Below are 26,340 nucleotides of genomic sequence, written 5' to 3'. Positions count from 1 at the left end.
CCGCCCGCCGCCCGGCCCGCTCCCCGGACGAACCGCGGGGCCTTCGCGACAGGATCTGCCGGCCGGGCCGTACGCTCACATCCGGCTCAGCCCCGCCGCGGCGAACAGGACGTCCCGGATCGCCTCGCGGTCGCCCACCTGTCCCGCCGCGGCCTCCTCCGGGGGCACGTGGCCCGCGGCCAGGCGGCAGAACTCCACGCCGTCCAGGGCGACATGGGCCACCTCGAACTCGGCGGAGCCCACCGCGCCCGGCGAGTCCAGCGGGATCAGCCACTCCCCGCCGGCCGCACCCTCGATCTCCAGCCGCAGGCTGCGCCCCGGCTCCCCGGCGGTGACCAGACGCGGCCGCCTGCCCGTCGCGGACAGCCCCGCCCGCCGACGTTCGGCCAGCGCCACCGGCAGCATCCGGGCCGCCAGGTCGATCATCCGGTGCAGATGCCGCGGCGCGGGCGGCTCGTAGGGGTAGTCCACGGCCTCCGCGATGTCCTCCGCGTGCACCCAGCACTCGAAGGCCCGGTCCAGCATCGCGTCGTGCAGCGGCAGCCCGAAGTCGCCGTATTGCACCGCGAGTCCGCCGGTGCTGCCGCCCGTGAAGGACACCGTCCGCACCAGCCGGTGGCTCTGCTCCCGCCAGGGCGCCCGCACGGACCGGGTCGGCGGGAAGTGCGAGGTGCGCCAGTACGCGTCGGTGCGTGCCGCCGGTCCCGCCGCGGCCTGTTCGGCGCCGACGGCCTCCGCGAGCGGATCGTCCAGACCGAGCGCCACCGCGACCAGCCCGTCCACCGACAGCAGATGGGCGATCACCCCGGCCACCGTGGTACGGCGGCTCGTCGCCTCGTCGGCCTCGAACCACCGCAGCCGCACCGGCGCGTGCCACTCGGCGTCCCCGAAGTCCTGCAGCAGCGCGTCCAGCCGCGCGCTCTCGGCGTCGTACGGGGCCGCCCACTCGGGCACCGGGATGCGCGGCGGACGGCGGTTCAGGCAGCTCTCCAGGACGCGGGTGCGCAGGGCCGGGTCCAGGTCGAGGCTCTCCGGCTGGTGCAGCAGACCGACCGCCTCGCGCAGTCGGCGCGCCTCGTCCGCGCAGGCCCCGCAGTCGCCGAGGTGCTCCTCCACGGCCGCCGTCTCGGCCGCCGAGCAGGCCGCCAGGGCCCAGGCGCCGAGCAGTGACTTCAGGACGTCGTGCGACAGGTCGAGCGGCACGGGAGCGGGTTCCCCAGGATCGGCGAGATCGGGCAGGGGCAGCCCGCTGTCCTCGACGGAGGCGCGGGGCGGCGGGATGAGGGGCTCGCGGTTGTCGCCGGGCCCGTCGGGCGCCGCGAAGTTTCCGGGGCCGTTCACACCGCACCTCCGTAGCCCCGCGGGGCTCCGGCGTCGTGGGCGGTGGACAGCAGCTGGAGGCCGAGCCGGAGCCGGCGGCGGGCCTCGTCCTCGGTGACGCCGAGGTCGGCGGCGGCCTGCCGGTAGTCGCGCCGCTGGAAGTACGCCAGTTCGAGCGCGGCGCGCAGCGGGGCGGGCATGGAGTGGACGATGTAGTCGGCGCGGGCGGCGGCCGAGGCGCGGCGCACCTTGCTCTCCAGGCTCTCCAGTTCCTCCGGGGAGCCGCTCTCGCCCGGGGGCAGCGCGGCGGACTCGGTGGCGCGCAGCCGCTGCACGGCCAGCCGCCGGGTCACCTGGGCCACCCAGGAGCGCAGCGGACCCTGCTTGGGGTCGTAGGAGTCGGGGTGTTCCCAGACGTGGGCGAAGACCTCGCGGGTGACCCCGTCGGCGGCCCGCTCGTCACCGAGGACCCGGTGGGCGAGGCTGTGCACGAGGGAGGCGAAGCGGTCGTACAGCTCCGCGAGGGCCGCGGCCTCGCCGCGTGCGAGCCGCTGCTGCATCTTGCGGTCCCAGCGGGGCGGTACGTCCTTCTGCGCCATGTCGCCCCTCCCCTCGACCTCGTCCGGCAGGTCCATCGTGTCTGCACCGTCATCTCGAATGTAGTCGGCACCTCCGACAACGCACGCCCCTTTGTGTCAATGTGCGCCCCCCGAGGCGTCGCAGGTGATAGTGCCCTCTTCACACATCCTTCACTCAATCAGTGTCCAAGTGCGATCGAACAGGATCGATAGTGACTGAAAAAAGCCCCTTGTCGATCGTGCGCGGTTTGCGACCCGAAGTTTCAGGGAACGGCCGCTGGGCAGCCGCGCGAATAGAAACGTAGGAACTGCTTCCGTTTCCGGGCGGTTCCGCGAACCGGCGAGCGGAGGGGCGTGGCCGTGACATTCAAGGTGACCGGCGTCGAACAGGACGGGTGGGCCGTGCTCCGGGTCGGCGGGGAGCTGGACCTGATGACCTCGCCGGTGCTGCGCCAGCGGGTGCACGACGTGGTCGCTGAGGGCCACCACAGCCTGGTGCTGGACCTCTCGGAGGTCTTCTTCTGCGACTCCAGCGGCGTCGGCGTGCTCATCGCCGCCCGCCGGCTGATCCGTTCCTGCCAGGGCCGGCTGCGCCTGATCCTGCCGGACCGCGGCGCGGAGGACGGCTCGCACGTCAACCGCGTCCTCGGCGCGCTCGGCGTCCGCCGCCTCTTCGACGTCCGCCCCGACGTCGAGTCCGCCGTCACCGACGAGGCCGACCCGCTGTCCGCCTGAGTCCCCCCACCAGGACCGTTCCCGTCGGTCGGAGCACATCACGCGGCCGCCGCCACAGGGTTGTCGCAAAATTCCCCCGGTCTTGGCACAACCACCGTTTTCCCGTCACCTGTCCGCCGCCCGCGACGTACGCTCCCAGCCGGATCACCCTCCACGTCGACATGAAGGCGGCCCGAACAGACATGGTCAGCACCGAGTACGAGCGCAGGATCGCCGCCCGGTTCGCCGGCTTCGACCAGGACGGCAACGGCTACATCGACCGCGAGGACTTCAGCGCGGCGGCCAAGGCCCTGCTCGCCGAGTTCGCCGTACCCGCCCGTTCCGACCGTGGACAGGCGCTCTACGCCGGAGCGGAGGCGTTCTGGCAGGGCATGGCGGGCATCGCCGACCGGGACGGCGACCAGCGCATCACCCGCGAGGAGTTCGTCACCGGCGCGGTCAAGCGCCTGCGCGACAACCCCGACCGCTTCGCCGAGATCGCCCGGCCCTTCCTGCACGCGGCGCTGGCCGTCGCGGACTCGGACGCGGACGGCCGCGCCACCGTCCCCGACACCGTCCGGGTGCTGCGCGTCCTGCGCGTCCCGGAGGACGTCGCCCTGGCCGCCGCCACCGCCCTCGACGCCGACGGCGACGGCAGGGTCGGCGAGTCGGAGATCGTCCCGGCCTTCGCGCGGTACTTCACCGTCCCCGAGTAGCGGTCGCCGTGCAACCCGCCGGGGCGCGCATCCAGTTCGGGGCGATCCTTGGCCCACGATGTCGCGGATCGTGGCGTTCCGACATCACAGAGCGTTGATATCGGCTTGTGTCCTTGACATGACTCGCCACGTCCCGGAGTCACGCGTCCCCTCGGGTACCTTGTGTGGGATGCGAGTGGCCGCGAGCACGAGCCGAACCGTTGGCGCGCCCGGGTCGTCCCCGGACCGCGCGGTGCGCGCCGCTGCTCGCGGGGCGGTACGGGCCCGACTGTCCGGCCGTTTCCCCGCCTGTTCGACTCCCCGGCAAGCGCGTCGCACAGTATGCCGTACGCGTACTCCTTCGCGCTGGAATATGCCCGAAGCGCTTGTTGGGGTGACTGTACGTCAACCATGCTGTCTCGTAAGGGAATCACGTTCTGTGACCCTTGCTCTGGCCGTTGTCCTGGCCATGCAGAAAATGGCTACGATCGTGGCCCTCGTCGTGGTGCGCGTCGCGGTTTGTGTCGCGGCGTTCGTGCGGCGCGGGGCCATGTGTCCGCCGGTTCGGATGGTGTGAGCGGTGCAGGTGCTTCAAGTGCAGCTGGAGATCCGGCCCGACCCCGCGGAGGTGGGGCGGGCCAGGAGATGGGCCCGCTCGCGGCTCTCCGGGCTCGGGATAGGGGCCGACGAGCCGTTGACCGAGACGCTGGTCCTGCTGGTCTCCGAGTTGGTGACCAACGCGGTGGTGCACACCGGCCGGCCGGCCGTGCTGAGACTCTCCCTGCCGGTGAAGGCGCCGGGCCGGGCGGCCGACACGGCGGCGGGCACGACGGTGGCCACGGGGACCGACATGCCGGACGCCGCCGGCCCGGCAGGCGCGACAGGCCCGAGCGCATCGGCCACCGTACGGCTCGAGGTGGCCGACACCAGCTCCCGCGCGCCCGTCCCGCGCTGCGCCGGCGGTGAATCCACCGGCGGCCGGGGCCTGGCGCTCGTCGACTGCCTGGCCGACCGCTGGGGCTGGCACCCCGAGGGCTCCGGCAAGAGCATCTGGTGCGAACTGGACCGCTGCTCACAGTCCCGGGAGGGCGCGGCACTGGCGTACGGGGGCGGTCTGTCCGCGTACGAGGACTTCGCCTTCGAGGTGGTGTAGGCGTCCCGCGCCCCGGTGCGCCCCGGACGCATCCGTGCGCGGTCACCACGAACCAGGCTTGAACGGCCGGGCTCGCGAATGCAGTTGACGGTACGTCGCCAGGTGAACACGCTGGTGGGCGACGATTCGCCGTGAGGGGACGGCGAGAGCCCGGGGGGGAACCGGGGTCCTCGCCGAGCGCGGATCGCACCGGACGGCGGCGCGGGGCCGGATACGGAAGCGCGCCGCCGTCCGGCGAGCGGGGCCGCCAGCCCCGGCTCACGGCACCGCGCGGAAGACGTCCGTATCGCCACTCTTCTCCACAGGCTGTGGACAACTCATCGCACCGACCCGGTGCGGAAGGTCCGCCGGTACGCCGTCGGCGTCACCCCGAGCGCCTGCTGCAGGTGCTGGCGCATCGACTGGGCCGTGCCGAATCCGGCGTCCTGGGCCACCTGGTCGACCGACAGCTCACTGGACTCCAGCAGATGCCGGGCGCGTTCCACTCGCTGCCGGGTGAGCCACTGGCCGGGGCTGACGCCGACCTCCTCACGGAACCGGCGGGTGAAGGTGCGCACCGACATGGACTCCTGCGCGGCCATGTCGCGGAGCTGGATCGGCTCGTGCAGCCGGCCGAGCGCCCAGGCGCGGGCCGCGGTGGTCGTGGCGAGCTGCGGATCGGGCACGGGGCGCTCGATGTACTGGGCCTGGCCGCCGTCGCGGTGCGGCGGTACGACCGTGCGGCGGGCCACCTCGTTGGCGACGGCCGTGCCGTGGTCGCGGCGCACCATGTGCAGGCACAGGTCGATCCCGGCGGCCACCCCGGCCGAGGTCAGCACGTCGCCGTCGTCGACGAACAGCACGTCCGCGTCGACGTCGATCTTCGGGAACATCCGCTGGAACCGCTCGGCGTCCGCCCAGTGCGTGGTCGCCGGCCGGCCGTCGAGGAGCCCGGCGGCGGCCAGGACGTACACGCCGGTGCAGATGGAGGCGAGGCGGGTGCCGGGGCGGATGTGGGCGAGCGCGGCGGCCAGCTCGTCGGTCAGCCTGCCCTCGTCGTAGAGCGGGCCGAGTTCGTACGACGCCGGGACGATCACCGTGTCGGCCGTCTCCAGCGCCTCGGGGCCGTGCGCGACGTGCACCGCGAAGTCGGCGTCGGTGTCGACCGGGCCGGGCGGCCGGACCGAGCAGGTCACCACCTCGTACAGCGGCCGGCCCGCGGCGTCCTTGGGGCGGCCGAAGATCCGGTGCGGGATGCCGAGCTCGAAGGGGAGCAGGCCGTCCAGGGCCAGGACGACGATGCGGTGCGGGCGGAACTCCTCGCCTACGGTCATGGCCCGATCCTAGCGAATGCTGTCCTCCGGGCCACTCGTTGTGCGGGGCCGGTTCGAGGACGCTCTATGACGTGACTCAGACAACCGAAGCCGCCGCTCCCCTCCAGGCCCCGCCCGCCCGGCGCCGCCGGGTGCACCGCGCCTGGTACGTCGCCGCCGTCACGTTCGTCACGATCATCGGCGCGGCGGCCTTCCGTTCCCTGCCCGGTCTCCTCATCGACCCGCTGCACCAGGAGTTCGGCTGGTCGCGCGGCACCATCGGTGCGGCCGTCTCGGTCAACCTGGCGCTCTACGGGCTCACCGCGCCCTTCGCCGCCGCGCTGATGGACCGCTTCGGCATCCGCCGGGTGGTGGCCGTCGCGCTCACCGTGATCGCGATCGGCGCGGGCCTGACCGTCTGGATGACGGCGCCCTGGCAGCTCATGCTGTGCTGGGGCCTGCTGGTCGGCCTCGGCAGCGGATCGATGGCGCTGGCGTTCGCCGCCACCGTCACCAACCGCTGGTTCACCGAGCGGCGCGGCCTGGTCAGCGGCATCCTCACCGCCGCCTCCGCCTCCGGCCAGCTCATCTTCCTGCCGGTGCTGTCCTGGACGGTGGAGAACCACGGCTGGCACCCGGCGGCCGTCACCGTGGCCCTGGCCGCCCTCGCCGTGGTCCCGTTCGTCTGGATACTGCTGCGCGACCACCCGGCCGACGTGGGCCTGAAGCCGTACGGCGCCGAGGAGTTCGTACCGAAGCCGCCCCCGGTCACCGGAGCCGCCCGCCGCACCCTCGGCATCCTCGCCTCCGCCGCCCGGACGGGCCCGTTCTGGCTGCTGGCCGGCACCTTCGCCATCTGCGGCGCCTCCACCAACGGCCTGATCCAGACGCACTTCGTGCCCGCGGCGCACGACCACGGCATGCCCGTCACGGCGGCGGCCTCGCTGCTGGCGGTCATCGGCGTCTTCGACGTCGCCGGCACGATCGCCTCCGGCTGGTTCACCGACCGCTTCGAACCGCGCCGCCTGCTCGCCGTCTACTACGCCCTGCGCGGTGTCTCACTGCTGTTCCTGCCGATGCTGCTGGGCCCGTCGGTGCATCCCCCGATGGTCTTCTTCATCGTCTTCTACGGCCTCGACTGGGTGGCCACCGTCCCGCCCACCCTGGCGCTGTGCCGGGAGCAGTACGGCGAGGACAGCGCCATCGTCTTCGGCTGGGTGCTCGCCTCGCACCAGGTCGGCGCGGCCCTGGTCGCCTACCTCGGCGGTGCCGCACGTGACGTCTTCGGCTCCTACGACATGGTCTGGTACGCCTCCGGCACCCTGTGCGCGGTGGCGGCCCTGATGGCCCTGGTCATCCGCCGCCGCCCGGCGGTCCCGGCACCCGTCCTCGCGCAGCCGGCCTAGGGGCCCGTCGAGGGCAAGGGCGCCGGTGAGGGCCCCGCGGGGGCTTCGTAAGCTGCGCCCATGGGGTGGGGAGAGGCGCCGGGGAGACCCGGCGGCAACGCGTACTGGTCGACCGCCGATCTGAGTGCGGCGGCCGCGATGGGCGGAGCGCAGCTTCCGGCGGCGGGGCTGCTGTGGTGGATCGTCGTCAGCACGGCCCAGGACGACTACGGAGCGGGCTCCGTCGACGCCCTCGGCGCGCTCTGCGTGCTCCTCTTCGCGCCGCTGCTGCTGCCGCTGCTCGGCATGGCGCTGACCTTCGTACTGACCCTGCCCGCGGTGGTCCTCGCCCGGCTGGCCGGCCGCCACCTCGGCGGCCCGTCCTGGCTCCGGTACCTGGTGGCGCCGCTGGCCCCGGCCGTCCTCTGGGGCGGTGCGACCGTACCGCTGTGGTCCTTCACCACGTCCGTCCCGGTCCTGACGGCCCTGGGCGTCCTGCCCACCCTCTGGGTCGGGTGCGCGCGCAGACGTGACTGGCGGCAGTGGGGCGTCTGGTGGCGCGCGGCGGCCGGGTCGGCGGTCCTCTTCGTCGCGGCTCTGGCCGGCGGGTTCCTCCTCACCGAGACAGGCCTCGTCGAGCAGTACGAGCCCCCGGAGCTGACCACCGCCCAACTCGCCGGTAGCTGGCACGGCGACGGCGGGGCGGAGCTGCGGCTGAGCCCTGACGGGCGGGCGACGGCGGTCCGGCTGCCGGCCCAGCCCCCGGACTACGACTGGCTCGTCCATGAGTACGTCGAATGCGCGGGCGGCGGCACCTGGAAGCCGCACCACCAGGACGACCTGGGCCGTGACGGCATCCTGCTGAGACTCGACGGCGACTGCGGCGAGGACACCGACTGGTCCTTCGGCGGCACCGAGAAGGACCCCGAGCTGTACGTCCTGTTCGGCGATCCGGACGGGGGGCGGCTGTGGATCCTGAAGCGGACCGGCTGACCTGAGCCGGTGTCAGGGACGTCCGCGCGGTGAGGTCACCGCCGGGCGCCCGCCGTGAGCGTCCTGGCCACCGCCCTGGCGATCCGCTCCGCGTCGATCGCCAGCTCCCGGAACATTCCGCTGATCGGATTGGTGAACCCGGTGAAGTACAGGCCGGAGGCCCCGTCCGGCGTGCGGGGCCCGTGCACCACGGGCCTGCCGCGTCCGTCGAGCACGCCCAGGTGGCCGACCAGCCCGTCCAGCGCCCGCTCGTACCCGGTGGCCGCGATCACGGCGTCCGGCGTGACACGGCCGCCGTCGGCGAGGACCACCTTCCCGTCCTCGAACCCCTCGACGGCGGCGACGATCTCCACCTTCCCCCGGCGCACGGCGTCGACGATCCCGACGTCCTGCACCGGGATGGCCCCCTCGCGCACCCTGCTGTACAGCCCGCTGTCGGGACGCGGCAGCCCGTGGGCGGAGAGGTCCGGCGTGATGAACCCGCCCAGAACCCGCGCGAGCCGGTCCACGAGCGGCACCGGCAGCCGCCGGACCAGCACGCCCGTGTACTGCGCGGCCCATCCGGCGGTCGAGCGGCGCACGATGTGCGGGGCGGTGCGCACGGCCAGGCGCACCCGCGAGGCGCCGCCCTCCACCAGATCGACGGCGATCTCGGCACCGGTGTTGCCGATGCCCACGACGAGTACGTCCCGGCCCGCGTACGGCCGGGCGTCGCGGTACAGCCCGGCGTGCAGGAACTCCCCGCCGTAGCCGTCCAGGCCCGGCCAGCCGGGCACCCGCGGGGTGTGGTTGTGGCCGGTGGCGACGACCACCGCGCTGCCGGTCAGCTCCCGCCCGCCGGAGGCGTGCAGCACCCAGCCGGCACCGTCCCCGGCGCGCTCGACGCGGAACACCTCCACGCCGGTGACGATCTCCAGCTCATGGTGCTCGGCGTACCGCTCCAGGTACCGGACCACGTTGTCCCGGGACACCCAGCGCCCGAACCTGCGGGGCATCGCGAGGCCGGGCAGGGCGGACAGGCGCCGGGTGGTGTGCAGGTGCAGGCGGTCGTAGTGCCGGCGCCAGGACGCGCCCACCCGGTCCGACTTCTCCAGCACCACGGCCCGTACCCCCCGGGCCCGCAGCGCGTACGCGGCGGCCAGTCCGCCGGGGCCGGCGCCTATGACGTAGACGGGACGGTCGGCGGGCGTCGCGGAGAGGTGCGCGGAGGAGGGACGGGAGTCGGCCATGAGCGCGAGCGTAATCACACACCCGGTTGATGGGTCTCGGTCAAGACCGGAATTGGTTGCGGATTGATCACGCGTGTAGGGAAAGTGAGTGGGACCGGTGGCCGAGGGCCGTTTCCCGGTGGTCAGGCGCGGTGCCCAGCCCTGCGTCTCCACCTCGCCGGCCGGTGCGCGGCGGCCGGGAAAACCGCTGTTCCGGCCGGACGGCCGAGCCGGATCATGGGCGCACGCGCCCTGACGACTGGCACCTGACCACTGAACACGCCCCGGAACGAGGCGGGTCACGGCCACAGGAGGTTCTTGCTCCAGCCGAATTCCGTGCGCCGGTATTCGAGGCGTACGTGCCGGCGGTCGGGGTCGCCCTGGAAGAACTCCACCGCCTCCGGGCGCAGTCGGTACAGGGTCCAGGTGGGGGAGGGCTCGGACGGGTTCTCGCGGGCCCGTTCCCAGGCCGCTTCCGACACCTGGCGCAGCTCCTCCAGCGAGGGCAGCTCCTCGCTCTGCCGGCCGGTCAGGGCCGCCGCCAGCGCGCCCGTCGAGCGTGCGTGCAGGTCCGCCAGGCTCTCGTGCGACGGGGCCGACGCCACCGTTCCGCGCACCCGCACCTGGCGGCCCAGCGCCGGCCAGTAGAAGGCCAGGGCCGCGTAGGGGTGGGCGTCCAGGGCGCGGCCCTTGCGGCTCGTCGAGTGGCTCGCGAAGGACCAGCCGTCCGCGTCGGCGCCGTGCATCATGACGATCCGCACGTCGGGCCTGCCCTCCTCGTCCGTCGTCGCCAGCGACATCGTGTGCGGCTCCGGCTGCCCGGCCTCCACGGCCTCCGCGAACCAGCTCGTGAACAGGGGCAGGGGCGTCGGGGGAGCCGTCTCCGGGTCGAAGGGGCGCAGCTCGGTCACCCCGGGGGCCCAGACCCGCAGGGACCGAAGCATGTCGTGGAGATCCTTTTGTGCCATGGGGCGAGTATGGCCGCCGTCGGCGTCCGTACTCGCCCCGGACGCTCCGCGGTCCCGGTGGCGCCGCCGGGTCACCGGGACGCGCTCGCCGAGGAGCCGCCGGCTCTCAGAGCGTCGCCAGCCGCTCCACCAGCAGCAGCGCGCCGACGCCGAGCATCGCCGCGCCCGAGGTGCGGGTGACCGCGCGGGCCGCCGTCGGACGGGCGGCCAGGAGTACGCGGGCGAGCGCGCCGACGGTGAGATAGACGGCCGCGCAGCACGCCATGTGCAGCAGGCCCAGCGCCGCCGTCTGCGCGGGTACGGGCAGCCGGTCGCCGGTGAGGGTGAGGAACTGGGGGAGTACGGACAGGTAGAGCAGCAGGCCCTTGGGGTTGAGGCCGCTGATCGTGGCACCCCGCAGGAAGAGCCTCCCGTCGGCCGGCGGGCCGGCGTCCGCGTCCGGTACGGCCGGGCGGCGCAGCACACCCCAGCCCAGCCACAGCAGATAACCCGCGCCCACCACCGTCAGTGCCGTCAGCAGCCGGGGCGAGCCCGCCACCAGGACCGCGAGGCCCGCCGTCGCCAGGACCGTGTGCAGGGCGTACCCGCAGACCAGACCCGCCACCGCGCGCGGTACCCGGCCGCCGCGCAGGGCGGTCGCGATCACGTACGCCCAGTCGGCGCCCGGCACGCACACCAGCAGCAGGTCGACGGCGAGGAAGGAGAAGAGCAGGCCCGGTTCCATACCGGCGACATTAGGCGTGAATAGCCCGAAAGTGTTTCTGTTGTTTGCTCTGAACAGGGGTTTCAGAGGGAGAATCTTCCCCATGGACGACGTAGACCGGAAAATCCTTGCCGAGCTGCAGCAGGACGGGCGGCTGACCGTGACCGAGCTGGCCGCCCGGGTGCGCCTGAGCGTCTCGCCCTGCCACCGGCGGCTGCGCGAGCTGGAACGCTCCGGAGCCATCCAGGGCTACCGGGCGGTGGTGGACGCGGGCGCGCTCGGGCTGAACTTCGAGGCGCTGGTCTTCGTCTCCATGCGGCAGGAGGACCGCGACACCGTCGCCGAGTTCGAGCGGGCGGTCGGCGAGCTGGACCATGTCCTGGACGCCCAGCGGCTGTTCGGCGAGCCCGACTACCTGCTCCGGGTGGCCACCGCCGACCTCGCCGCCTTCCAGCGGCTGTACGACGAGCGGCTGGCGACCCTGCCCGGGGTGCAGCGGCTCACCTCGACGCTCGTGATGAAGCACGTGGTCCGGGACCGGCCGCTGCCGGCGGCACGGGGTCAGCGCGGTGGCCCGTGAACGGAGCCCCGGGGAAGGGCCCGCCCCGGCCCGGTGAAAAAGCAGGCGGTGGCCCACTCGGGTGAGCCACCGCCTGCCAGACAGGACCTGGAATCGGGATAGAGGTACGCCGCTATCTGCTCGGCTTCTTGCCGGTCACACCGAGGTGGACCAGCAGTGCGAGATTGGGCTTGAGTTCGGCCTGCTTGACGCCCCAGGAGGAGAAGCCCTTCTGGTGCGCGGCCACCGAGGCGAGCATCGTGACCAGCGAGCCCGCGATCGCCGCCGGGTTCACGTCCTTGTCCACCCGGCCCTTGGTCTGCAGTTCGGTGATCGACTCCGTGAGCGAGCCGTTCACCGAGTTCAGGATCTTCATACGGATCTTGTAGAACCGTTTGTCCCCCTCGGCCGCGCCGAGGTCGATCACGCGCAGGATGGCGTCGTTCCGCCGCCAGAACTCCAGGAAGCCGTCGACGAGTTCCTGTGCGGTCTGCCAGCCGGACTTGCCGGCCCAGGAGCGTCCCTCGAGCAGTTCCGTCAACCCCGCGCCCTCGGTCGCCATGTGCTCGGCGATCTCCAGGACGGCCCCTTCGACGTCAGGGAAGTACTGGTAGAAGGTCGCGGGCGAGGTGCCCGCCTTCCGGGCGACATCGATGACCTTGACGTCCCGGTAGGGGGAGGAGCTGAGCATCTCGCTGAGGCAGTCGAGCAGCTTCTGCCGGGTCGCCTGCCCACGTCTGCCGGCCACGCGGCCGTCGACGGTACGCACTTGTCCTGTCATGTCGTCAGCTTACCGACGGGTGATCTGAGCGCGATTCGGCCGACTGCAAATGGGGTGCACGAGGGAAATGGGCATGGTGTGGCTGGTCTGCGGGCTGCGCGCGACCCCGCTACTTTGACGGCATGGCCGAAAACAGGGCATCCGCGAACGAAGAGGCGTACCCCGAGGGCGTCCCCTGCTGGGTGGACGCCGAGCTGCCCGACGTCGAGGCGGGCAAGCGGTTCTACGGCGAGCTCTTCGGATGGGACTTCGAGGAGTCGTACGGCTCCTCGGTGTGGGCCCTGCTGAACGGCGACCGCGTCGCCTCGCTGGCCCCCAAGACCGACGGCCGCATGCCCACGGTGTGGACGGTGTCCTTCGCGACCACGGACGCCCGGGCCCTCGGCCGGCGGATCATCGAGGCCGGCGGGCAGGTGGTGATGGCCCCGTTCCCGGTGGGCGACCTCGGGACCGCCGCCCTGGCCACCGACCCCGAGGGCGCGGTGTTCGCCCTGTGGCAGCCCGGCACCCACCCCGGCTTCGGCCGGCGCCGCGAGCCGAACACGTTCGTCTGGGCCGAGCTCTACACCCGGGACACGGCCGCCGCCAACACCTTCTACGGCGACCTCTTCCACGAGGCCCTGTTCGGCACCGGGACCGAGCCCGACTTCGGCCGCGCGGACGTCACCGAGGTCTTCCCGGCCGAGATGCCCCCGCACTTCCTGGCCCACTTCCGTGTCACCGCCCTCGACGACGCCCTCGGTGCCGTACGCCGGCTCGGCGGCCGGGTGCAGAAGCCGCCCTTCGGCACGTCGTACGGACGAGTGGCCGTCGTCACCGACAATCAGGGGGCGTCGTTCGCCCTGCTGGAGCGGTGAAGCAGGGTGTCGCGACGATGAAATGACCTTATTCGGCACGAGACACCCTGATTCGTCACCGGGTTCGCAACCGGCCGCCCGGCCAGGAAGAATCAGGGTGCGTGCCGCCATGGCGGTGCGGTGGTGAGACGCTGCACTTCGGTCGCGTACATATGTGGGTGGCGCGGCTCGTACGGGGAGGTGGCAGGCAAGTGGTGGATCAGCTGACGCAGCACGATCCGCGGCGGATCGGGCCGTTCGAGGTGCTGGGCCGGCTGGGCGCCGGCGGCATGGGGCTGGTCTATCTGGCGCGCTCGGCATCCGGCCGGCGCGTGGCGATCAAGACGGTCCGCACCGAGCTGGCCGAGGACCAGCTCTTCCGCGTCCGCTTCACCCGCGAGGTGGAGGCGGCCCGCGCGGTCTCCGGCTTCTACACGGCGGCCGTGGTGGACGCCGACCCCCGTGCCGCCGTGCCCTGGCTCGCGACCGCCTACGTCCCCGCGCCCTCCCTCGAGGAGATAGTGAACGAGTGCGGCCCGCTCCCGGCGCAGGCGGTGCGCTGGCTGGCGGCGGGCGTGGCCGAGGCCCTGCAGTCCATCCACGGCGCGGGCCTGGTCCACCGCGACCTGAAGCCGTCCAACGTCCTCGTGGTCGAGGACGGCCCCCGGGTGATCGACTTCGGTATCGCCTCCGGTGTCTCCAACACCCGTCTGACGATGACGAACGTCGCCGTCGGCACCCCTGCCTACATGTCCCCCGAGCAGGCCAAGGACTCCCGCAGCGTCACCGGCGCCAGCGACGTCTTCTCGCTCGGCTCGATGCTGGTCTTCGCCGCCACCGGCCACCCGCCCTTCCACGGCGCCAACCCGGTCGAGACGGTGTTCATGCTGCTCCGCGAGGGCCCGGACCTCACCGGCCTGCCGGACGAGCTGCGCCCGCTGATCGAGTCCTGCATGCAGATGGAGGCGACCGGCCGGCCCAACCCCGCCGACCTCCAGGCCCAGCTCGCCCCGCACCTGTTCGGCTCCGGCTCCGACGACAGCGGCACCGCCTCCGCCTGGCTGCCCGAGAAGGCGGTCGGCCTCATCGAGACCCGCCGCGGCGGCCGCCCCGCCGCCAAGCCGGCCCCCACCGCCCCCGGCCCGCGCAGCGGCGGCCGGGCGGCCGTGCCCCCGCCGCCGTCCTACGACCCCGCGGTCCCGGCCACCGCACAGACCGGCGCCCCCGACACCGGACCGGTCCGGCTGGCCGGCGCGGCCGTGCCCATCGGCCCCGGCCCGCGCGTCGCCGACGCCCGCGCCGCCGCCGTCAAGGCGCCCCCGCCGGAGGCCGGCCTCGTCGCCGGCTGGTCCCGGCCCCGCCAGGGCGTCGCGGGCGCCGACCCGGCCGTACCGCCCGTCCCCACCGTGCCCCCGGAGACGGCGAACGGCTGGCGCCCCTGGCGCTTCCGCATGTCCAACGACGTCTGGGGCACCCCGGCGGTCGACGGCGAGCTGGTCTACGTCACCTCCTTCGAGGTGCACGCGCTGGACGTGGCCACCGGCCGCCGCCGCTTCAAGACGCGGGACGTGGCCTGGTCCATGGCGGTCGCGGACGGCCGGATCCACGCCTCCGACGGACCCACCCTGTTCGCGCTGGACGCCCGCGAGGGCGGCGACCTGTGGCGGCTGAACACGGACGCCTGGGTGTACTCCCTGCAGGCCGACCACGGCACGGTCGTCACCGGCACCCGGGGCGGCGGCGCCCAGGCCTGGGAGGCGGCGAACGGCCGGAAGCTGTGGGAGATCAGCGGCTGCCAGACCGACTTCGAGTCCCCCGAGTCCGGCCCCGCCGTCCACGACGGCACCGTCTACGTCTGGCAGGACGCCCGGCTGCGCGCCCTGGAGGCCCGCACCGGCGAGGAGCGCTGGTCGTACCCGATCGGCGACGCGGCCTCCTGCGGCGGCGTACCGGTCCGCATCACCCCGGCGCCGGACGGCTACGTGTACGTCTCCGCCGGCACCCGGGTCCTCGCGATCGAGGTGGCGAGCGGTCTGGTGCGCTGGCACTTCGAGGCCCCCGCGGTCTTCCTCTGCCCGCCCGCCTTCGCACCCGGCCCTTCCGTCACCGGCGGCGGCATCTACCTCGCCGACTACCTCGGCACGGTCTACGCCCTGGACGCCACCGACGGCCGCGACCGCTGGCGCATCGCGACCGAGGCCCGCTCCTCCGTCGAGCCGGTCCTGGTGGCGGCCGGCCATGTGCACGTGGGCAGCGGCAAGGGCCTGTACACCCTGGACGCCGTCACCGGCACCCCCAAGTGGCGTTTCCAGTCCGGCGGGGACGTCGTCGGCACCCCCGTGGTCGCCGAGGGCCGCATCCACTTCGGCTCCACCGATCACCTCCTGTACACCCTCAAGTCCGACGACGGCCGCCTGCGCTGGAAGCTCGCCACCGGCGGCGAGATCACCGGCTCCCCGGTCGTCAGGGACGGGGTGGTGTACGCGTGCAGCAAGGACCGGTGCGTGTACGCGCTGGACGCGGAGAAGGGGACCGGCACCGCGCGGACCACGTGACGGCCGCTGGGCGCGAGCGAAGTGGATGCGGACGGCTGCCGTCGTATTGCCGTATCGCTGTATCACCGTGCGGCCGGGTACAGGACGGCCGTCGTGCGGTGACAGGGACGTGACAGTGGGCCGATAGGGTGACGGTATGCGACGAAGCGGTCACACACTCAGGCTCACGGCGGTGTCGGCGCTGGTGGTGCTCGCCCTGACCGGATTCACGGGCCGGCACGGGCACAGCCACAGCCACTCGGGCGGTGGTGGTGGCGGCTGCAGCAGCTCCAGCCAGGACCACGACTCGTCGTCGAGCGTCGGCAGGACGGGCTCCGGCGGGTATCACGACTACGAGGACGACGACTACGGCACCAGCGGAAGCACATCCGGAGGCGGTACCTACAGCACTCCGAGCCCGACGCCGTCCCTGAAGGCGGCGAGGGCGAAGCTGGTGCGCTGCGCGACGGAGAAGGCCCAGTACGCGACGGTCGAGGTCACCAACCCCAACGCCGTCGAGGGCTACTTCACCGTGCGGGTCGAGTTCGAGGACAAGCGGGGCGCGGCCGTCGCCGACAACACCACGACGGTGACCGTACCGGCCAGGGGCACGGCCCGCGCCGAGGTGAAACTCGTCAACAGCCTCGGAGACCCCGACGACGGACTCATCCTCGAGGTCCACCACTGCAAGGCGAACCCGGTGGCGCGACCGGTGGGCTGAGGGAGTGAGAAGGAGACGGGGAACCTCCTGTCGCTCTGCTTTCCCGGCCCGGATCTCCTTGAGCATGTAGGCGGGCCGGTGGAAGACGTCCTCGGCACTGAAGCGGAGGAGGCTGCGGATCTCCGTCGACTGCAGGAGCTGGTTGTAGCGAGCGATGTCCTCGCGATGGGCCTCTCGGGAGCCGTGGTACGCGTAGCCCTCGATCTCCACCGCCAGCCCTTTCCCGCGGAAGAGGAAGTCCACGTAGCGGCGTCGGCCGTCCGGGGTGCGTACCTCCGCCTGGCTTTCGGGGCGGAGTCCGGCGTCGTACATGCGTAATCTCGCGATGGTCTCGGCAGGGGACCCGGCAAGTGGGTCGGCGAGGCCCAGCCAGTTCCGGGCCCGGATCGACGATGTCCGAGAGGGCACCTCCAGCGCGGCGGCGAGTGCGCCCAGGTCGGTGAGCGGGGCTCGGCGGACGTGTCCGACCCTGCGATACGTAAGAGCCGATTCGGCGGCGACCACCGCCTCGTCTCGCGGGCCGACCCGGAGCAGGTCGGTGACCGTACGGACCGCACTGGTCACCCGTAGACCGCGCTGCTCCGCCACTTCCGTCGGGTCCAGGGGCAGCCGGTAAACGCGTACGCCCTTGCTGACGCGACCGATGGTGAGCTGTGGGTCGATGAATTCCAGGGGCGGTCCGGAGACACTGGTGAGCGTTTCGATGCGCCATAGGGCGGCCGCTGAACGGTGGCTCACGATGAGCCTGGGTTCGCAGAGCTGCGTTGCGCGCAGCCAGGTGACGAGGTTGAGCTCTCTTCCCGGTTCAGCCCAGGCGCCGTAGCGGAGTTGGGTCCAGCCCTCGGCTCGCAGCGCCCGTGTGAGGCTCCGTCGGGGCCAGCCGGCGGCGACGGCTCGCGAGGTGAGCAGGACGCCGCTCTGCGCCAGCGCGTGCAGGTTCCTCCGTTCCACCCGGCCAAGATCGCAGACTCGGCCGGCCCACCGCTCGCCCTGTGGACAACCGTGGGTTCAGCCCTTCAGGGAGCCGAGGAACGTGGCCCAGGCGAGCGGACGGAAGAGGAGCACGGGGCTTGCGCAGTCGAAAACCCTTCAAACGGTACGGGGGCCAACGCCACTCTGTGACTGGTTCATCACGTAAAGCACGGGAAGGTGTACGAGAGCGTGTCCCAACAGCCCCCACCCCCACCCCCACTTCCTCCTCCACCCCCGGCGCTGGCGCCGGCGTCGACGACTCGACCCTCTGCGTGGAAGAACTGCGTGCCGCCCTCGCCGCTCACGGCATCACGCTGCCCTCTCTCCGGGTGGACCTGCCGAGCTTCGCGGCGACGTACCGTCCTCCGGCGGGCCTGGTCGCGCTCGTGCGTCACCGAGCTTGTCGGCAACGTGATCCGGCATGTGGGGGCGGGCACTCTGGTCCGCGTTCTGGTGGCCCGGGCGAGCGGTGACCGTGTCCGCGTCGAGGTGACCGACCCGGACACGGGAGTTCTGCCGGTTCTCGTGACTGCGGCGGCCGATGAGGAACAGGGGCGCGGGCTGGCTCTGGTGGACGCGGTGGCGTTGCGGTGGGGAGTGGAGTACGGGAGTACCGACAAGACGGTCTGATGCGAGTTGGCGGCGCTCGCGGCACGACGGTGGGGCCGGGCGTCTCAGCCTGGCCCGCACACACCTCGGCCGCGACGGCTCCCCCTCCGCGCCGCCGCGGCCGTCCCCCCGCTGGGAGTCAGGTCTACTTGCCGTTCAGGTCCAGGGCCGGCGGGGCCGGGGCGTGCTGGTCCAGGGTGGTGATCTCCTCGGTCGCCTTGGGCGGTGCGGGAGCGTGCTGGTCCAGCGTGGTGATCTCCTCGACCGCCTTGGGCGGTGCGGGAGCGTGCTGGTCCAGGGTGGTGATCTCCTCGGCCTTCTTGGCTTCGCTCATGGCGGGACTCCCCGATAGACAGATAACGCTCTTGGCAGGCCCACCCGTTCGGCAACTCCCCCGAGGGCTGCCGAACGGGCGTTCCGGAGGCCTCAGAGTAGCCGTGAGGCCCAGGAGATCCGTCTGCCCCCCGACACGGCGGATCGCTTAGATGAGAGTGGCAGCGGCCCATAAACGTTCGATGAACGCTCCCGGCAGCTGCCTAGGCGGCTGCGAGTGGAGTGAGCAGGATCCGGACCTCGTCCGCTTCGGACGAAGCCGTCGCTTCGTAGATCCTCAGAGCGTCGAGCCAGCAAGCACGCGCCCGGTCCGGTTGCCCGAGAGCCTCCAGTGCCTTGCCCAGAATGGTCAGGGCATTGGCCCGCATCCAGTCGCCGCCGATGCAACCGATCGCCAGGGCCTGCTCGGCGTGCTGGGCCGCCTGAGCCGGACGGTGCGCTGCCAAGTGCACCTGCGCGATCCGGAAATGAGTGGTGCCCTCCCAGAGGCGCTGACGGCTCTCCAGGAAGATGTGCAGCGCCTTCCCAAGCTGTTCCAGGGCGTCCGAGAGCCTGCCGGCCTGCGTGAAGACGATTCCCGAGGCGTAACGCGCGTTGGCGAGGCGCACCGACATGCCGAGCTCGTCGTAGATCTCGATCCCGCGTTGGGCGAGCTCGATGGCCTGCGCACCGCGGCCCATCGATGCCAGTGAGCGCGAGAGGTTGCAGACCGCGCTGGCCTCGCCGGGCTTGTTCTCGTCGTTCTGGAAGGCCCTGATCGCCCTGAGCAGATAGCCCTCCGCGTCGGCGTAGAGAGACCGGCAGATGGCGATGATCCCCAGCTGGTTGGGGGCTGTGCTGCTGGCCCACGGGTCGTTGACGCCCTGGTTGAGCAGGTCCGCCCTCTTGGCCTCCTGCTCCGCTTCCTCGAACCGGCCCGCCTGACTCAGGACTTGGGCCAACGTGATGCGTGCCCGCGTCTCGGCGTGCCGGTCTCCGGCGGCCGCGGCCGCATCACACGCTGCGATGGCTGTCGTCTCGTACCGCCGGGATCCGGCCCCGGACTCCGCCAGATCTATGGTGGTCAGCAACAGGTCGACGGCGCGACGCAGTGTCGCGGGCTTCAGCGACTGCTGAACGCACGCGAGAAGGGGCTCCGCTTCCGCGTGCAACCAGTCCGTTGCCTGCGAGGCATCGGAGAACCGCTGAGCGTCGTACCGGGTCCCCTCAAGATGAGCAACCGTCCGATCCCCCGGCCGCTCGAGCGCGTAGACCCCCGCCGCAGTAGCCAGATAGAAGTCCAGCAACCGCGACATCGCCGCCTCCCGCTCACTCGGCGGCTGCTCGTCCCTCTCCGCGCAGGCTCGGGCGTAGAGCCGGACCAGGTCGTGGAACCGGTACCGTCCCGGGGCCGCCGATTCGAGCAGTGAGGTGTCCACCAGGGACTCCAGCAGGTCCTCGGTGTCCTCCACCGGAAGGTCCAGCACCGCGGCCGCCGCCGCCAGGGACATGTCGGGACCGTCGGCGAGGCCCAGCAGGCGGAACGCGCGGGCCTGGGTAGGCTCCAGCTGGCCGTAGCCCAGCTCGAACGTGGCCTTGACCGCCAGGTCGCCCGCCTGGAGCTCGTCCAGTCGGCGCCGCTCGTCGGCCAGCTTGGCGGCGAGGACCGACACCGTCCAGGTGCGGCGCGCCGCCAGGCGGGACGCGGCGATGCGGATCGCCAGGGGCAGGAAGCCGCACGCCGCGACCACGTCCAGCGCGGCCTCCCGCTCCGCCGCCACCCGCTCCTCGCCGACGATCTTCGTGAAGAGGGCCAGGGCCTCGTCGGGGGACATGACGTCCAGGTCCACCAGATGGGCACCGGCCAGGTCCACCATCCGCACCCGGGAGGTGACGAGTGCCGCGCAGCCCTCCGTGCCCGGCAGCAGGGGCCGTACCTGGGCCGCGTCCTTGGCGTTGTCCAGCAGGACCAGGACACGGCGGCCGTCGAGCACCGAGCGGTACAGGGCCGCCCGCTCCTCCAGGCTGTCGGGGATCGCGGAGTCCGCCGTGCCCAGGGCCCGCAGGAAGGAGCCCAGCACCGTCTCCGGCTCGGCGGAGCGCGGACCGGCGCCCTGCAGGTCCACGTACAACTGGCCGTCCGGGAAGGCGGAACGCGCCCGGTGCGCCACGTGCACCGCCAGCGTCGTCTTGCCCACGCCACCGATCCCGGCCAGCGCCGAGACGGCCATCACCCGTCCCTCCGCCTCGGACGCGGACGCCAGTACCTCGCTCAGCTCGTCCACGAAGGCCGCACGGCCGGTGAAGTCGGGAACCGAAGCCGGGAGTTGGGCGGGGCGGACCGCCACCACGGAGGGCTCGGCGACCGGAGCGGACGGCTCGGCCAGGGCCGGGTCCGCCTGGAGGATGCGCTGCTGGAGTTCCCGCAGGCCCGGGCGCGGCTCGACGCCCAGCTCCTCGTCGAGCAGCCGGCGGGTGTCCGCGTACACCGCGAGGGCCTCCGCCTGGCGGCCGCTGCGGTACAGCGCCAGCATCAGCAGCTCGCGCAGGCGTTCACGCAGCGGGTGCGCCGCCGTCAGAGCGGTCAGTTCCGAGACCGCCTCGGCGTGGCAGCCCTGCTCCAGATCCATGTCCAGCCGGGATTCGAGGAGTTGCAGCCGCCACTCCTCCAGGCGTACCCGCTGCGCCTCCGCGTACGGCCCGGGGACGCCGGCCAGCGGCTCGCCGTCCCACAGGGCCAGGGCGCGGCCCAGCGCCTCCCGGGCGCTCCTCAGGTCCCCGGTGCCGCGCGCCTTGTCCGCCTCGGTGGCCAGCTCCTGCGCCACCGCCAGGTCCAGCGCGCCCTCGCCGAGGCCCCGTACCGCGTAACCGCCCGACTCGCTGACCAGGACACCGGGTCCGAGGACCTTGCGGAGCCGGGAGGCGTACGTGCGCACCGCCGCCAGCGCCTGGGACGGTGGCTCGGTGCTCCAGAGCGCGTCGATGAGCTCCGCCGCCGTCGCCGTACGGCCCTCGCGCAGCAGCAGGGCGGCCAGCAGGGCGCGCTGCTGCGGTGAGCCGGTGTTCAGCGTCTCCGTGCCGCGCCAGGCCCGCACCGGACCGAGCACCCCGAAGCGCGTCGCCTCCGGTTCCGCGACGGCCGCGGAGCCGGGACGCCGCTGCTCAGGCACTCGCGGCCCACCGTCCATGCGTTCGACCCCCTAGGACCTGTCATCCCGAACAACCCCGTCAGTTTGCCTTGTTCGGGGCGGTTGCGTCAGCAGCGGGAGACCCCGATCACAGACCGGTACACCTGGGTCCACATGGTCTGCACACCGTCTCCCCAGATGGAGGACCGGTCCTTCGGTTGACCGCGTGGCCGGGGCGGTCGCGCTCAGTCCGCCAGGTCCACCCGTACGGTCAGCAGATCCGTGCCGAACGCCCTGACCGCCGCGCTGTTGAAGCGGGGCAGGGAGCGCAGGCGGGCCACGGCGTCGTCGTCGGGCAGCAGATGGGCGGTGCCGTGGTGCCAGCGGCCGGCGACGCGGACGCGGACCCGGGGGTCGGCCTGGATGTTGCGCACGTACTGCGACTTGTAGCCGAACTCCGAGACGATCCAGAAGGACTCCCCGGCCCGGCGTCCGCCCACCGGGGTCCGCCGGGCCTCACCGCTCTTGCGGCCGGTGGTCTCCAGGAGGGTCTGGAAGGGCAGGCGCCGGTTGAGCGGATTGGCGAGATACCGCTGGAACCGGGTGACGACGCGCTGCTTGAGGTCCGCACGCTCTGGCATGTCCCTGGATCTCCCGCTCTGTGACGGCCCCGAGGGCCCCGCACGGATGCCGTGCCGACCCCGTGCGGGCCCCGTGACACCTGGACTTCCCTGTGACTGACGGGTGTCAGCCTCCCCCGCGGTCATGAGGCATCGCAACGGGGGAGCCCGATGGGCGCGTCCGCGGACGGCCATACGGTCAGGTCCGCGGCCCCGACGGCACCGACGACGACCCGGACCACTTCCGTGAGCGCCGGCGAGCCCTGTGCGTTGATCACCCCGAACGTATGCTCAAGGGATGACGACTTCCGCGACCTCCGGAACCGGCCCCACCGAGAACTCCATGCGTCGCGCCCTCAAACGTGCCCGGGACGGCGTCGCCCTCGACGTCACCGAGGCGGCGGTGCTGCTCCAGGCCCGTGGCGAGGCGCTCACGGGTCTCGCCGCGTCCGCCGCCCGGGTGCGTGACGCGGGCCTTGAGGCGGCCGGCCGGCCCGGCGTCATCACCTATTCGAAGAGCGTCTTCATCCCCCTCACCCGGCTGTGCCGCGACAAGTGCCACTACTGCACCTTCGTCACCGTCCCCGGCAAGCTGCGCCGGGAGGGCCACGGGATGTTCATGTCCCCCGACGAGGTGCTGGACATCGCCCGCAAGGGCGCCGCCCTCGGCTGCAAGGAAGCCCTCATCACCCTCGGCGACAAGCCCGAGGACCGCTGGCCCGAGGCGCGCGAGTGGCTGGACGCGCACGGCTACGACGACACCATCGCCTACGTACGGGCCGTCTCCATCCGCGTCCTGGAGGAGACGGGCCTGCTGCCCCACCTCAACCCGGGCGTCATGACCTGGACGGACTTCCAGCGCCTGAAGCCCGTCGCCCCGTCGATGGGCATGATGCTGGAGACGACGGCCACCCGGCTCTGGTCCGAGCCCGGCGGTCCGCACTTCGGGTCCCCGGACAAGGAACCGGCCGTACGGCTCAGGGTGCTGGAGGACGCGGGGCGTTCCTCCGTGCCCTTCACCTCCGGCCTGCTGATCGGCATCGGCGAGACCTACGAGGAACGCGCCGAGTCCCTCTTCGCGCTGCGCAAGGTCTCCCGCGCCTACCACGGCGTCCAGGAACTGATCATCCAGAACTTCCGCGCCAAGCCGGACACGGCGATGCGCGGCATGCCGGACGCCGAACTCGACGACCTGGTCGCCACGGTGGCCGTGGCCCGGCACATCATGGGCCCCTCGGCCTGTCTGCAGGCCCCGCCCAACCTCGTCGACAGGGAGTATGAGCGGCTGATCGGCGCCGGTATCGACGACTGGGGCGGGGTGTCGCCCCTGACCATCGACCACGTCAACCCCGAACGCCCCTGGCCGCAGATCGAGGAACTCGCCGCCAGGTCCCGGGCCGCCGGCTTCGAGTTGCGTGAACGCCTCTGCGTCTACCCGGAGTTCGTCCGCCGCGGCGAACCCTGGCTGGACCCGCGGCTGCGCCCGCACGTGGACGCGCTCGCCGACCCGCGGACCGGACTCGCGCGGCCGGACGCGGTGGTCGAGGGACGCCCCTGGCAGGAGCCGGAGGAGGCGTTCACCGCCACCGGCCGCACGGACCTGCACACCGCGATCGACACCGAGGGCCGTACCGCCGACCGGCGCGCCGACTTCGACGAGGTGTACGGCGACTGGGAGGCGCTGCGCGAGGCGGCCGCGCCCGGTATGGCTCCGGAGCGCATCGACACCGACGTACGGCAGGCGCTGCGCACGGCGGCCGACGACCCGACCCGCCTCACCGACGCCGAGGCGCTGGCCCTGCTGCACGCGGACGGCCCGGCGCTGGACGCGCTGTGCCGGGTGGCCGACGACGTGCGCAGGTCGGCGGTGGGGGACGACGTCACGTACATCGTCACCCGCAACATCAACTTCACCAACGTCTGCTACACCGGCTGCCGCTTCTGCGCCTTCGCCCAGCGCCGCACCGACGCGGACGCCTACACGCTCTCCCTGGAGCAGGTCGCCGACCGGGCCCAGCAGGCCTGGGACGTGGGCGCGGTCGAGGTGTGCATGCAGGGCGGCATCCACCCGGACCTGCCGGGCACGGCCTACTTCGACATCGCGAGGGCGGTGAAGGAGCGCGTCCCCGGGATGCACGTCCACGCGTTCTCGCCGATGGAGGTGGTCAACGGCGCCACCCGGACGGGCATGCCGATCCGCGAGTGGCTGGCCGCCGCCAAGGAGGCGGGCCTGGACTCCATCCCCGGCACGGCGGCGGAGATCCTGGACGACGAGGTCCGCTGGGTGCTCACCAAGGGCAAGCTGCCGACGGCCACCTGGACCGAGGTGATCACGACCGCCCACGAGCTGGGTATCCGGTCCTCGTCCACGATGATGTACGGCCATGTCGACCAGCCCCGCCACTGGCTCGGCCACCTGCGCACCCTGGCCGGGATCCAGCGCGAGACGGGCGGCTTCACCGAGTTCGTCACCCTGCCCTTCATCCACACCAACGCGCCCGTGTACCTGGCGGGCATCGCTCGGCCCGGCCCCTCCACCCGGGACAACCGGGCGGTGACCGCGATGGCGCGGCTGCTGCTGCACCCCTGGATCCCCAACATCCAGACGAGCTGGGTGAAACTGGGCGCCGAGGGCGCCGCCGAGATGCTCCGCTCCGGGGCGAACGACCTGGGCGGCACGCTCATGGAGGAGACGATCTCCCGCATGGCGGGCTCCTCCTACGGCTCGTACAAGTCGGTCCGCGACCTGATCGCCGTGGCGGAGGCGGCCGGCCGGCCGGCGAAGCCGCGCACGACCCTGTACGGCGAGGTGCCCGAGGGGCGGCGGCGGGCGGCCGAGGCCTCCGACGGCCACCTGCCCGACCTGCTGCCGGTCCTGGACTGAGAGCGGACTGAGTACGATGATCCGACCCCGGTTCGGACAAGGGGATCCATAGCGGAGGAGATGCGTACCCGTGGCTGCCCGACTGCCCTCGTGGGCCTGGGTCTCCGGTCTGACGGTGGCGGCGACCGCGGCCGTCGTCACCCTTGGCGTGCAGGCCGAGCGCGGGCCGCATCCCACGGCCGTGGCGGCCAGGCCCAGCGCGTCGGCGTCGCCGCGCCCGCACGTGTCCGCGGACCCGAAGCCGTCGGCTCCGCCCGCCCTGCCCGACGGCTCCGGGTCGGGCCGCCGGATCGTCTACTCCGTCGGCGAGAAGCGGGTGTGGCTGGTCGACGCGACCGGGCAGGCGGTCCGTACGTTCACGGTGTGGCCGGGCACGGTGAGCCCGCGGCCCGGCCGCTACTCGGTCACCCTGCGCACCCAGTCCCTCAAGGGCTCGGACGGCGTCGAGATCGAGCACGTGATGTACTTCACCAAGGCGGAGGGCGTGAACATAGCCTTCTCCAACGCCCTCGACGGCTCCTCGCCCCCGCCGGCAGGCGGCCAGAAGCTGGGCGGCATACGCATGCGCAAGCAGGACGGCGCCGCCCTGTGGTCCTTCGGGGACACGGGCGCCAAGGTGGCCGTCGTCAGCTAGCGTCGCCCCGCCGTCCGCCCGGCAGGAGGTTCACGATCAGCGCGACCCCGCTGAGCACCAGCACCCGGGTGGCAGCGTCCAGCCCGTTCCAGGTCTTCGACTGCCACATGGCGAACCACTCGCCGCCGATGGCGATGAACCCGGCGCCGAAGAGCAGCACGAGCATCAGCAGCCCGTAGGCGGAGAACCGCCGGGCCCGGTCGTGATCCCGCCGAGCCCACAGGTACGTGCCCGCTATCAGCACCAGCGCCGCCACCGACTCCCACGCGATGATCGCCACATAGGCGGTGTCCTGGAGTGCCGTGCTGGTGATCGCCCGCCACATCAGGCTGTCGTCCTTGAACGTCGTGTCCATCGCCAGCACATGCCGTACGAACTGCTGGTTGGTCCCGAAGTCGGTGATGTTCCCTACCGCGACGAGTGCGATGTAGAGGGCCACGACGCCGGTGAGGACACCGGCGGCCAGGTGGGCACCGGTACCGGAGGTGCGCGTGGCGGTGGCTGCTGTGGTGGGGGTGGTGGTCATGGCTGGATTCTCCCCGTCACGCGACGAGATCTCCCCTGCGCATCGCGCCAGAATCCCGCCTGGTTCAGGCCGAGTTCAGGCCGTGGGCCGGTCGGTGCGCCCGAGCCCCACGCGATCCCGCCGGCTGCCGCCCCGGTCGGGGCGGAAGCGCTCACAGCTGTACGGGAATGACCGGGCCGGACCGATTCGCCCCAGTGAACCGGCCGTCCCCGTTC

The 26,340-nt window shown here is 72.5% G+C and carries 25 protein-coding genes; 14 read left to right on the top strand and 11 right to left on the bottom strand.

Annotated elements, in window-relative coordinates; translation table 11 throughout:
- Nucleotides 1-75: 75 nt before the first annotated feature.
- Together ABZ478_RS13730 and ABZ478_RS13725 are read right to left on the bottom strand one after the other, a co-directional pair.
- The gene (locus ABZ478_RS13730; RefSeq protein WP_359548526.1) at nt 76-1,341 is read right to left on the bottom strand and encodes a zf-HC2 domain-containing protein; all 1,266 of its coding nucleotides are present in this window, start codon (nt 1,339-1,341) and stop codon (nt 76-78) included.
- Nucleotides 1,338-1,919 carry a sigma-70 family RNA polymerase sigma factor gene (locus tag ABZ478_RS13725; RefSeq protein WP_359548524.1) on the bottom strand — a complete coding sequence of 194 codons (582 nt, stop codon included), beginning with the start codon at nt 1,917-1,919 and terminating at the stop codon, nt 1,338-1,340. Before ABZ478_RS13725 ends, ABZ478_RS13730 begins: the two co-directional genes overlap by 4 nt.
- A 333-nt stretch (nt 1,920-2,252) precedes the next feature.
- Here ABZ478_RS13725 and ABZ478_RS13720 point away from each other — a divergent pair, with 333 nt between their 5' ends.
- The 3 genes from ABZ478_RS13720 (at nt 2,253) to ABZ478_RS13710 (ending at nt 4,460) form a co-directional block, all read left to right on the top strand.
- Nucleotides 2,253-2,633 (top strand): STAS domain-containing protein, encoded by a 381-nt coding sequence (locus ABZ478_RS13720; RefSeq protein WP_359548521.1) that lies wholly within the window; start codon nt 2,253-2,255, stop codon nt 2,631-2,633.
- 182 nt (nt 2,634-2,815) lie between these two features.
- Complete coding sequence (locus ABZ478_RS13715; RefSeq protein ID WP_359548519.1) at nt 2,816-3,328, top strand: EF-hand domain-containing protein; 513 nt, start codon at nt 2,816-2,818, stop codon at nt 3,326-3,328.
- 574 nt (nt 3,329-3,902) lie between these two features.
- Nucleotides 3,903-4,460 carry an ATP-binding protein gene (locus ABZ478_RS13710; RefSeq protein ID WP_359548984.1) on the top strand — a complete coding sequence of 186 codons (558 nt, stop codon included), beginning with the start codon at nt 3,903-3,905 and terminating at the stop codon, nt 4,458-4,460.
- 317 nt (nt 4,461-4,777) lie between these two features.
- On the opposite strand, the gene ABZ478_RS13705 is transcribed toward ABZ478_RS13710, so the two are convergent.
- Nucleotides 4,778-5,773: a helix-turn-helix domain-containing protein gene (locus ABZ478_RS13705; protein ID WP_359548517.1), complete on the bottom strand. Its 996-nt coding sequence runs from the start codon at nt 5,771-5,773 to the stop codon at nt 4,778-4,780.
- A 71-nt stretch (nt 5,774-5,844) separates the two neighbouring features.
- On the opposite strand from ABZ478_RS13705, the gene ABZ478_RS13700 reads away from it, so the two are divergent.
- Together ABZ478_RS13700 and ABZ478_RS13695 are read left to right on the top strand one after the other, a co-directional pair.
- Entirely contained in the window at nt 5,845-7,158 is a 1,314-nt protein-coding gene (locus tag ABZ478_RS13700; RefSeq protein WP_359548515.1) for an MFS transporter, read from the top strand.
- Nucleotides 7,159-7,218: 60 nt separating this feature from the next.
- Nucleotides 7,219-8,130: a hypothetical protein gene (locus tag ABZ478_RS13695; RefSeq protein ID WP_359548513.1), complete on the top strand. Its 912-nt coding sequence runs from the start codon at nt 7,219-7,221 to the stop codon at nt 8,128-8,130.
- Between the two features lie 35 nt (nt 8,131-8,165).
- On the opposite strand, the gene ABZ478_RS13690 is transcribed toward ABZ478_RS13695, so the two are convergent.
- From ABZ478_RS13690 to ABZ478_RS13680, 3 genes are all read right to left on the bottom strand, one after another.
- Entirely contained in the window at nt 8,166-9,359 is a 1,194-nt protein-coding gene (locus tag ABZ478_RS13690; protein WP_359548511.1) for an NAD(P)/FAD-dependent oxidoreductase, read from the bottom strand.
- Between the two features lie 278 nt (nt 9,360-9,637).
- Entirely contained in the window at nt 9,638-10,306 is a 669-nt protein-coding gene (locus tag ABZ478_RS13685) for a pyridoxal 5'-phosphate synthase (RefSeq protein ID WP_359548509.1), read from the bottom strand.
- 106 nt (nt 10,307-10,412) lie between these two features.
- Nucleotides 10,413-11,030 carry a LysE family translocator gene (locus ABZ478_RS13680; protein ID WP_358930892.1) on the bottom strand — a complete coding sequence of 206 codons (618 nt, stop codon included), beginning with the start codon at nt 11,028-11,030 and terminating at the stop codon, nt 10,413-10,415.
- Nucleotides 11,031-11,112: 82 nt separating this feature from the next.
- Here ABZ478_RS13680 and ABZ478_RS13675 point away from each other — a divergent pair, with 82 nt between their 5' ends.
- On the top strand, nt 11,113-11,589 hold the full coding sequence (locus tag ABZ478_RS13675; protein WP_359548507.1) for an Lrp/AsnC family transcriptional regulator: 477 nt from the start codon (nt 11,113-11,115) through the stop codon (nt 11,587-11,589).
- A gap of 112 nt (nt 11,590-11,701) precedes the next feature.
- On the opposite strand, the gene ABZ478_RS13670 is transcribed toward ABZ478_RS13675, so the two are convergent.
- Nucleotides 11,702-12,337: a TetR family transcriptional regulator gene (locus ABZ478_RS13670; RefSeq protein ID WP_359548982.1), complete on the bottom strand. Its 636-nt coding sequence runs from the start codon at nt 12,335-12,337 to the stop codon at nt 11,702-11,704.
- A gap of 134 nt (nt 12,338-12,471) precedes the next feature.
- Between ABZ478_RS13670 and ABZ478_RS13665 the strand changes: the two genes are divergently transcribed.
- The 6 genes from ABZ478_RS13665 to ABZ478_RS13640 all read left to right on the top strand — a co-directional run bounded on the left by ABZ478_RS13665 (nt 12,472) and on the right by ABZ478_RS13640 (nt 18,042).
- Nucleotides 12,472-13,206, top strand: coding sequence for a VOC family protein (locus tag ABZ478_RS13665; RefSeq protein WP_359548504.1), 735 nt, complete (start codon nt 12,472-12,474; stop codon nt 13,204-13,206).
- 191 nt (nt 13,207-13,397) lie between these two features.
- A complete protein-coding gene (locus ABZ478_RS13660) occupies nt 13,398-15,740 on the top strand; it encodes a PQQ-binding-like beta-propeller repeat protein (RefSeq protein WP_358930898.1) in 2,343 nt (780 codons plus the stop codon).
- A 136-nt stretch (nt 15,741-15,876) separates the two neighbouring features.
- On the top strand, nt 15,877-16,440 hold the full coding sequence (locus tag ABZ478_RS13655) for a hypothetical protein (protein WP_359548502.1): 564 nt from the start codon (nt 15,877-15,879) through the stop codon (nt 16,438-16,440).
- Nucleotides 16,441-16,518: 78 nt separating this feature from the next.
- The gene (locus ABZ478_RS13650; protein ID WP_359548499.1) at nt 16,519-16,758 is read left to right on the top strand and encodes a hypothetical protein; all 240 of its coding nucleotides are present in this window, start codon (nt 16,519-16,521) and stop codon (nt 16,756-16,758) included.
- Nucleotides 16,759-17,684: 926 nt separating this feature from the next.
- Nucleotides 17,685-17,885 (top strand): hypothetical protein, encoded by a 201-nt coding sequence (locus ABZ478_RS13645; RefSeq protein ID WP_359548497.1) that lies wholly within the window; start codon nt 17,685-17,687, stop codon nt 17,883-17,885.
- Nucleotides 17,836-18,042, top strand: coding sequence for a hypothetical protein (locus tag ABZ478_RS13640; protein ID WP_359549003.1), 207 nt, complete (start codon nt 17,836-17,838; stop codon nt 18,040-18,042). Before ABZ478_RS13645 ends, ABZ478_RS13640 begins: the two co-directional genes overlap by 50 nt.
- Before the next feature lie 124 nt (nt 18,043-18,166).
- On the opposite strand, the gene ABZ478_RS13635 is transcribed toward ABZ478_RS13640, so the two are convergent.
- From ABZ478_RS13635 to ABZ478_RS13625, 3 genes are all read right to left on the bottom strand, one after another.
- A complete protein-coding gene (locus ABZ478_RS13635) occupies nt 18,167-18,355 on the bottom strand; it encodes a sigma-like protein (protein ID WP_359548494.1) in 189 nt (62 codons plus the stop codon).
- A gap of 202 nt (nt 18,356-18,557) precedes the next feature.
- Nucleotides 18,558-21,521: a BTAD domain-containing putative transcriptional regulator gene (locus tag ABZ478_RS13630; protein WP_359548493.1), complete on the bottom strand. Its 2,964-nt coding sequence runs from the start codon at nt 21,519-21,521 to the stop codon at nt 18,558-18,560.
- A 185-nt stretch (nt 21,522-21,706) separates the two neighbouring features.
- Nucleotides 21,707-22,102 (bottom strand): nitroreductase/quinone reductase family protein, encoded by a 396-nt coding sequence (locus tag ABZ478_RS13625; RefSeq protein ID WP_358930906.1) that lies wholly within the window; start codon nt 22,100-22,102, stop codon nt 21,707-21,709.
- Between the two features lie 277 nt (nt 22,103-22,379).
- Between ABZ478_RS13625 and ABZ478_RS13620 the strand changes: the two genes are divergently transcribed.
- Both ABZ478_RS13620 and ABZ478_RS13615 read left to right on the top strand, forming a co-directional pair.
- On the top strand, nt 22,380-24,965 hold the full coding sequence (locus tag ABZ478_RS13620) for a bifunctional FO biosynthesis protein CofGH (RefSeq protein WP_359548491.1): 2,586 nt from the start codon (nt 22,380-22,382) through the stop codon (nt 24,963-24,965).
- Nucleotides 24,966-25,035: 70 nt separating this feature from the next.
- On the top strand, nt 25,036-25,599 hold the full coding sequence (locus tag ABZ478_RS13615) for a hypothetical protein (RefSeq protein ID WP_359548488.1): 564 nt from the start codon (nt 25,036-25,038) through the stop codon (nt 25,597-25,599).
- Here the strand turns inward: ABZ478_RS13615 and ABZ478_RS13610 are convergent.
- The gene (locus ABZ478_RS13610; RefSeq protein ID WP_358930912.1) at nt 25,592-26,125 is read right to left on the bottom strand and encodes a DUF2165 domain-containing protein; all 534 of its coding nucleotides are present in this window, start codon (nt 26,123-26,125) and stop codon (nt 25,592-25,594) included. The two genes, ABZ478_RS13615 and ABZ478_RS13610, sit on opposite strands and share 8 nt — an antisense overlap.
- Between the last annotated feature and the right edge of the window lie 215 nt (nt 26,126-26,340).

Origin of the sequence: Streptomyces sp. NPDC005706 (assembly GCF_040631045.1) — a bacterium.
Lineage (GTDB): Bacteria > Actinomycetota > Actinomycetes > Streptomycetales > Streptomycetaceae > Streptomyces.
Note: the sequence above shows the minus strand (reverse complement) of the source record. Positions and strands in the feature narration are given on the sequence as shown.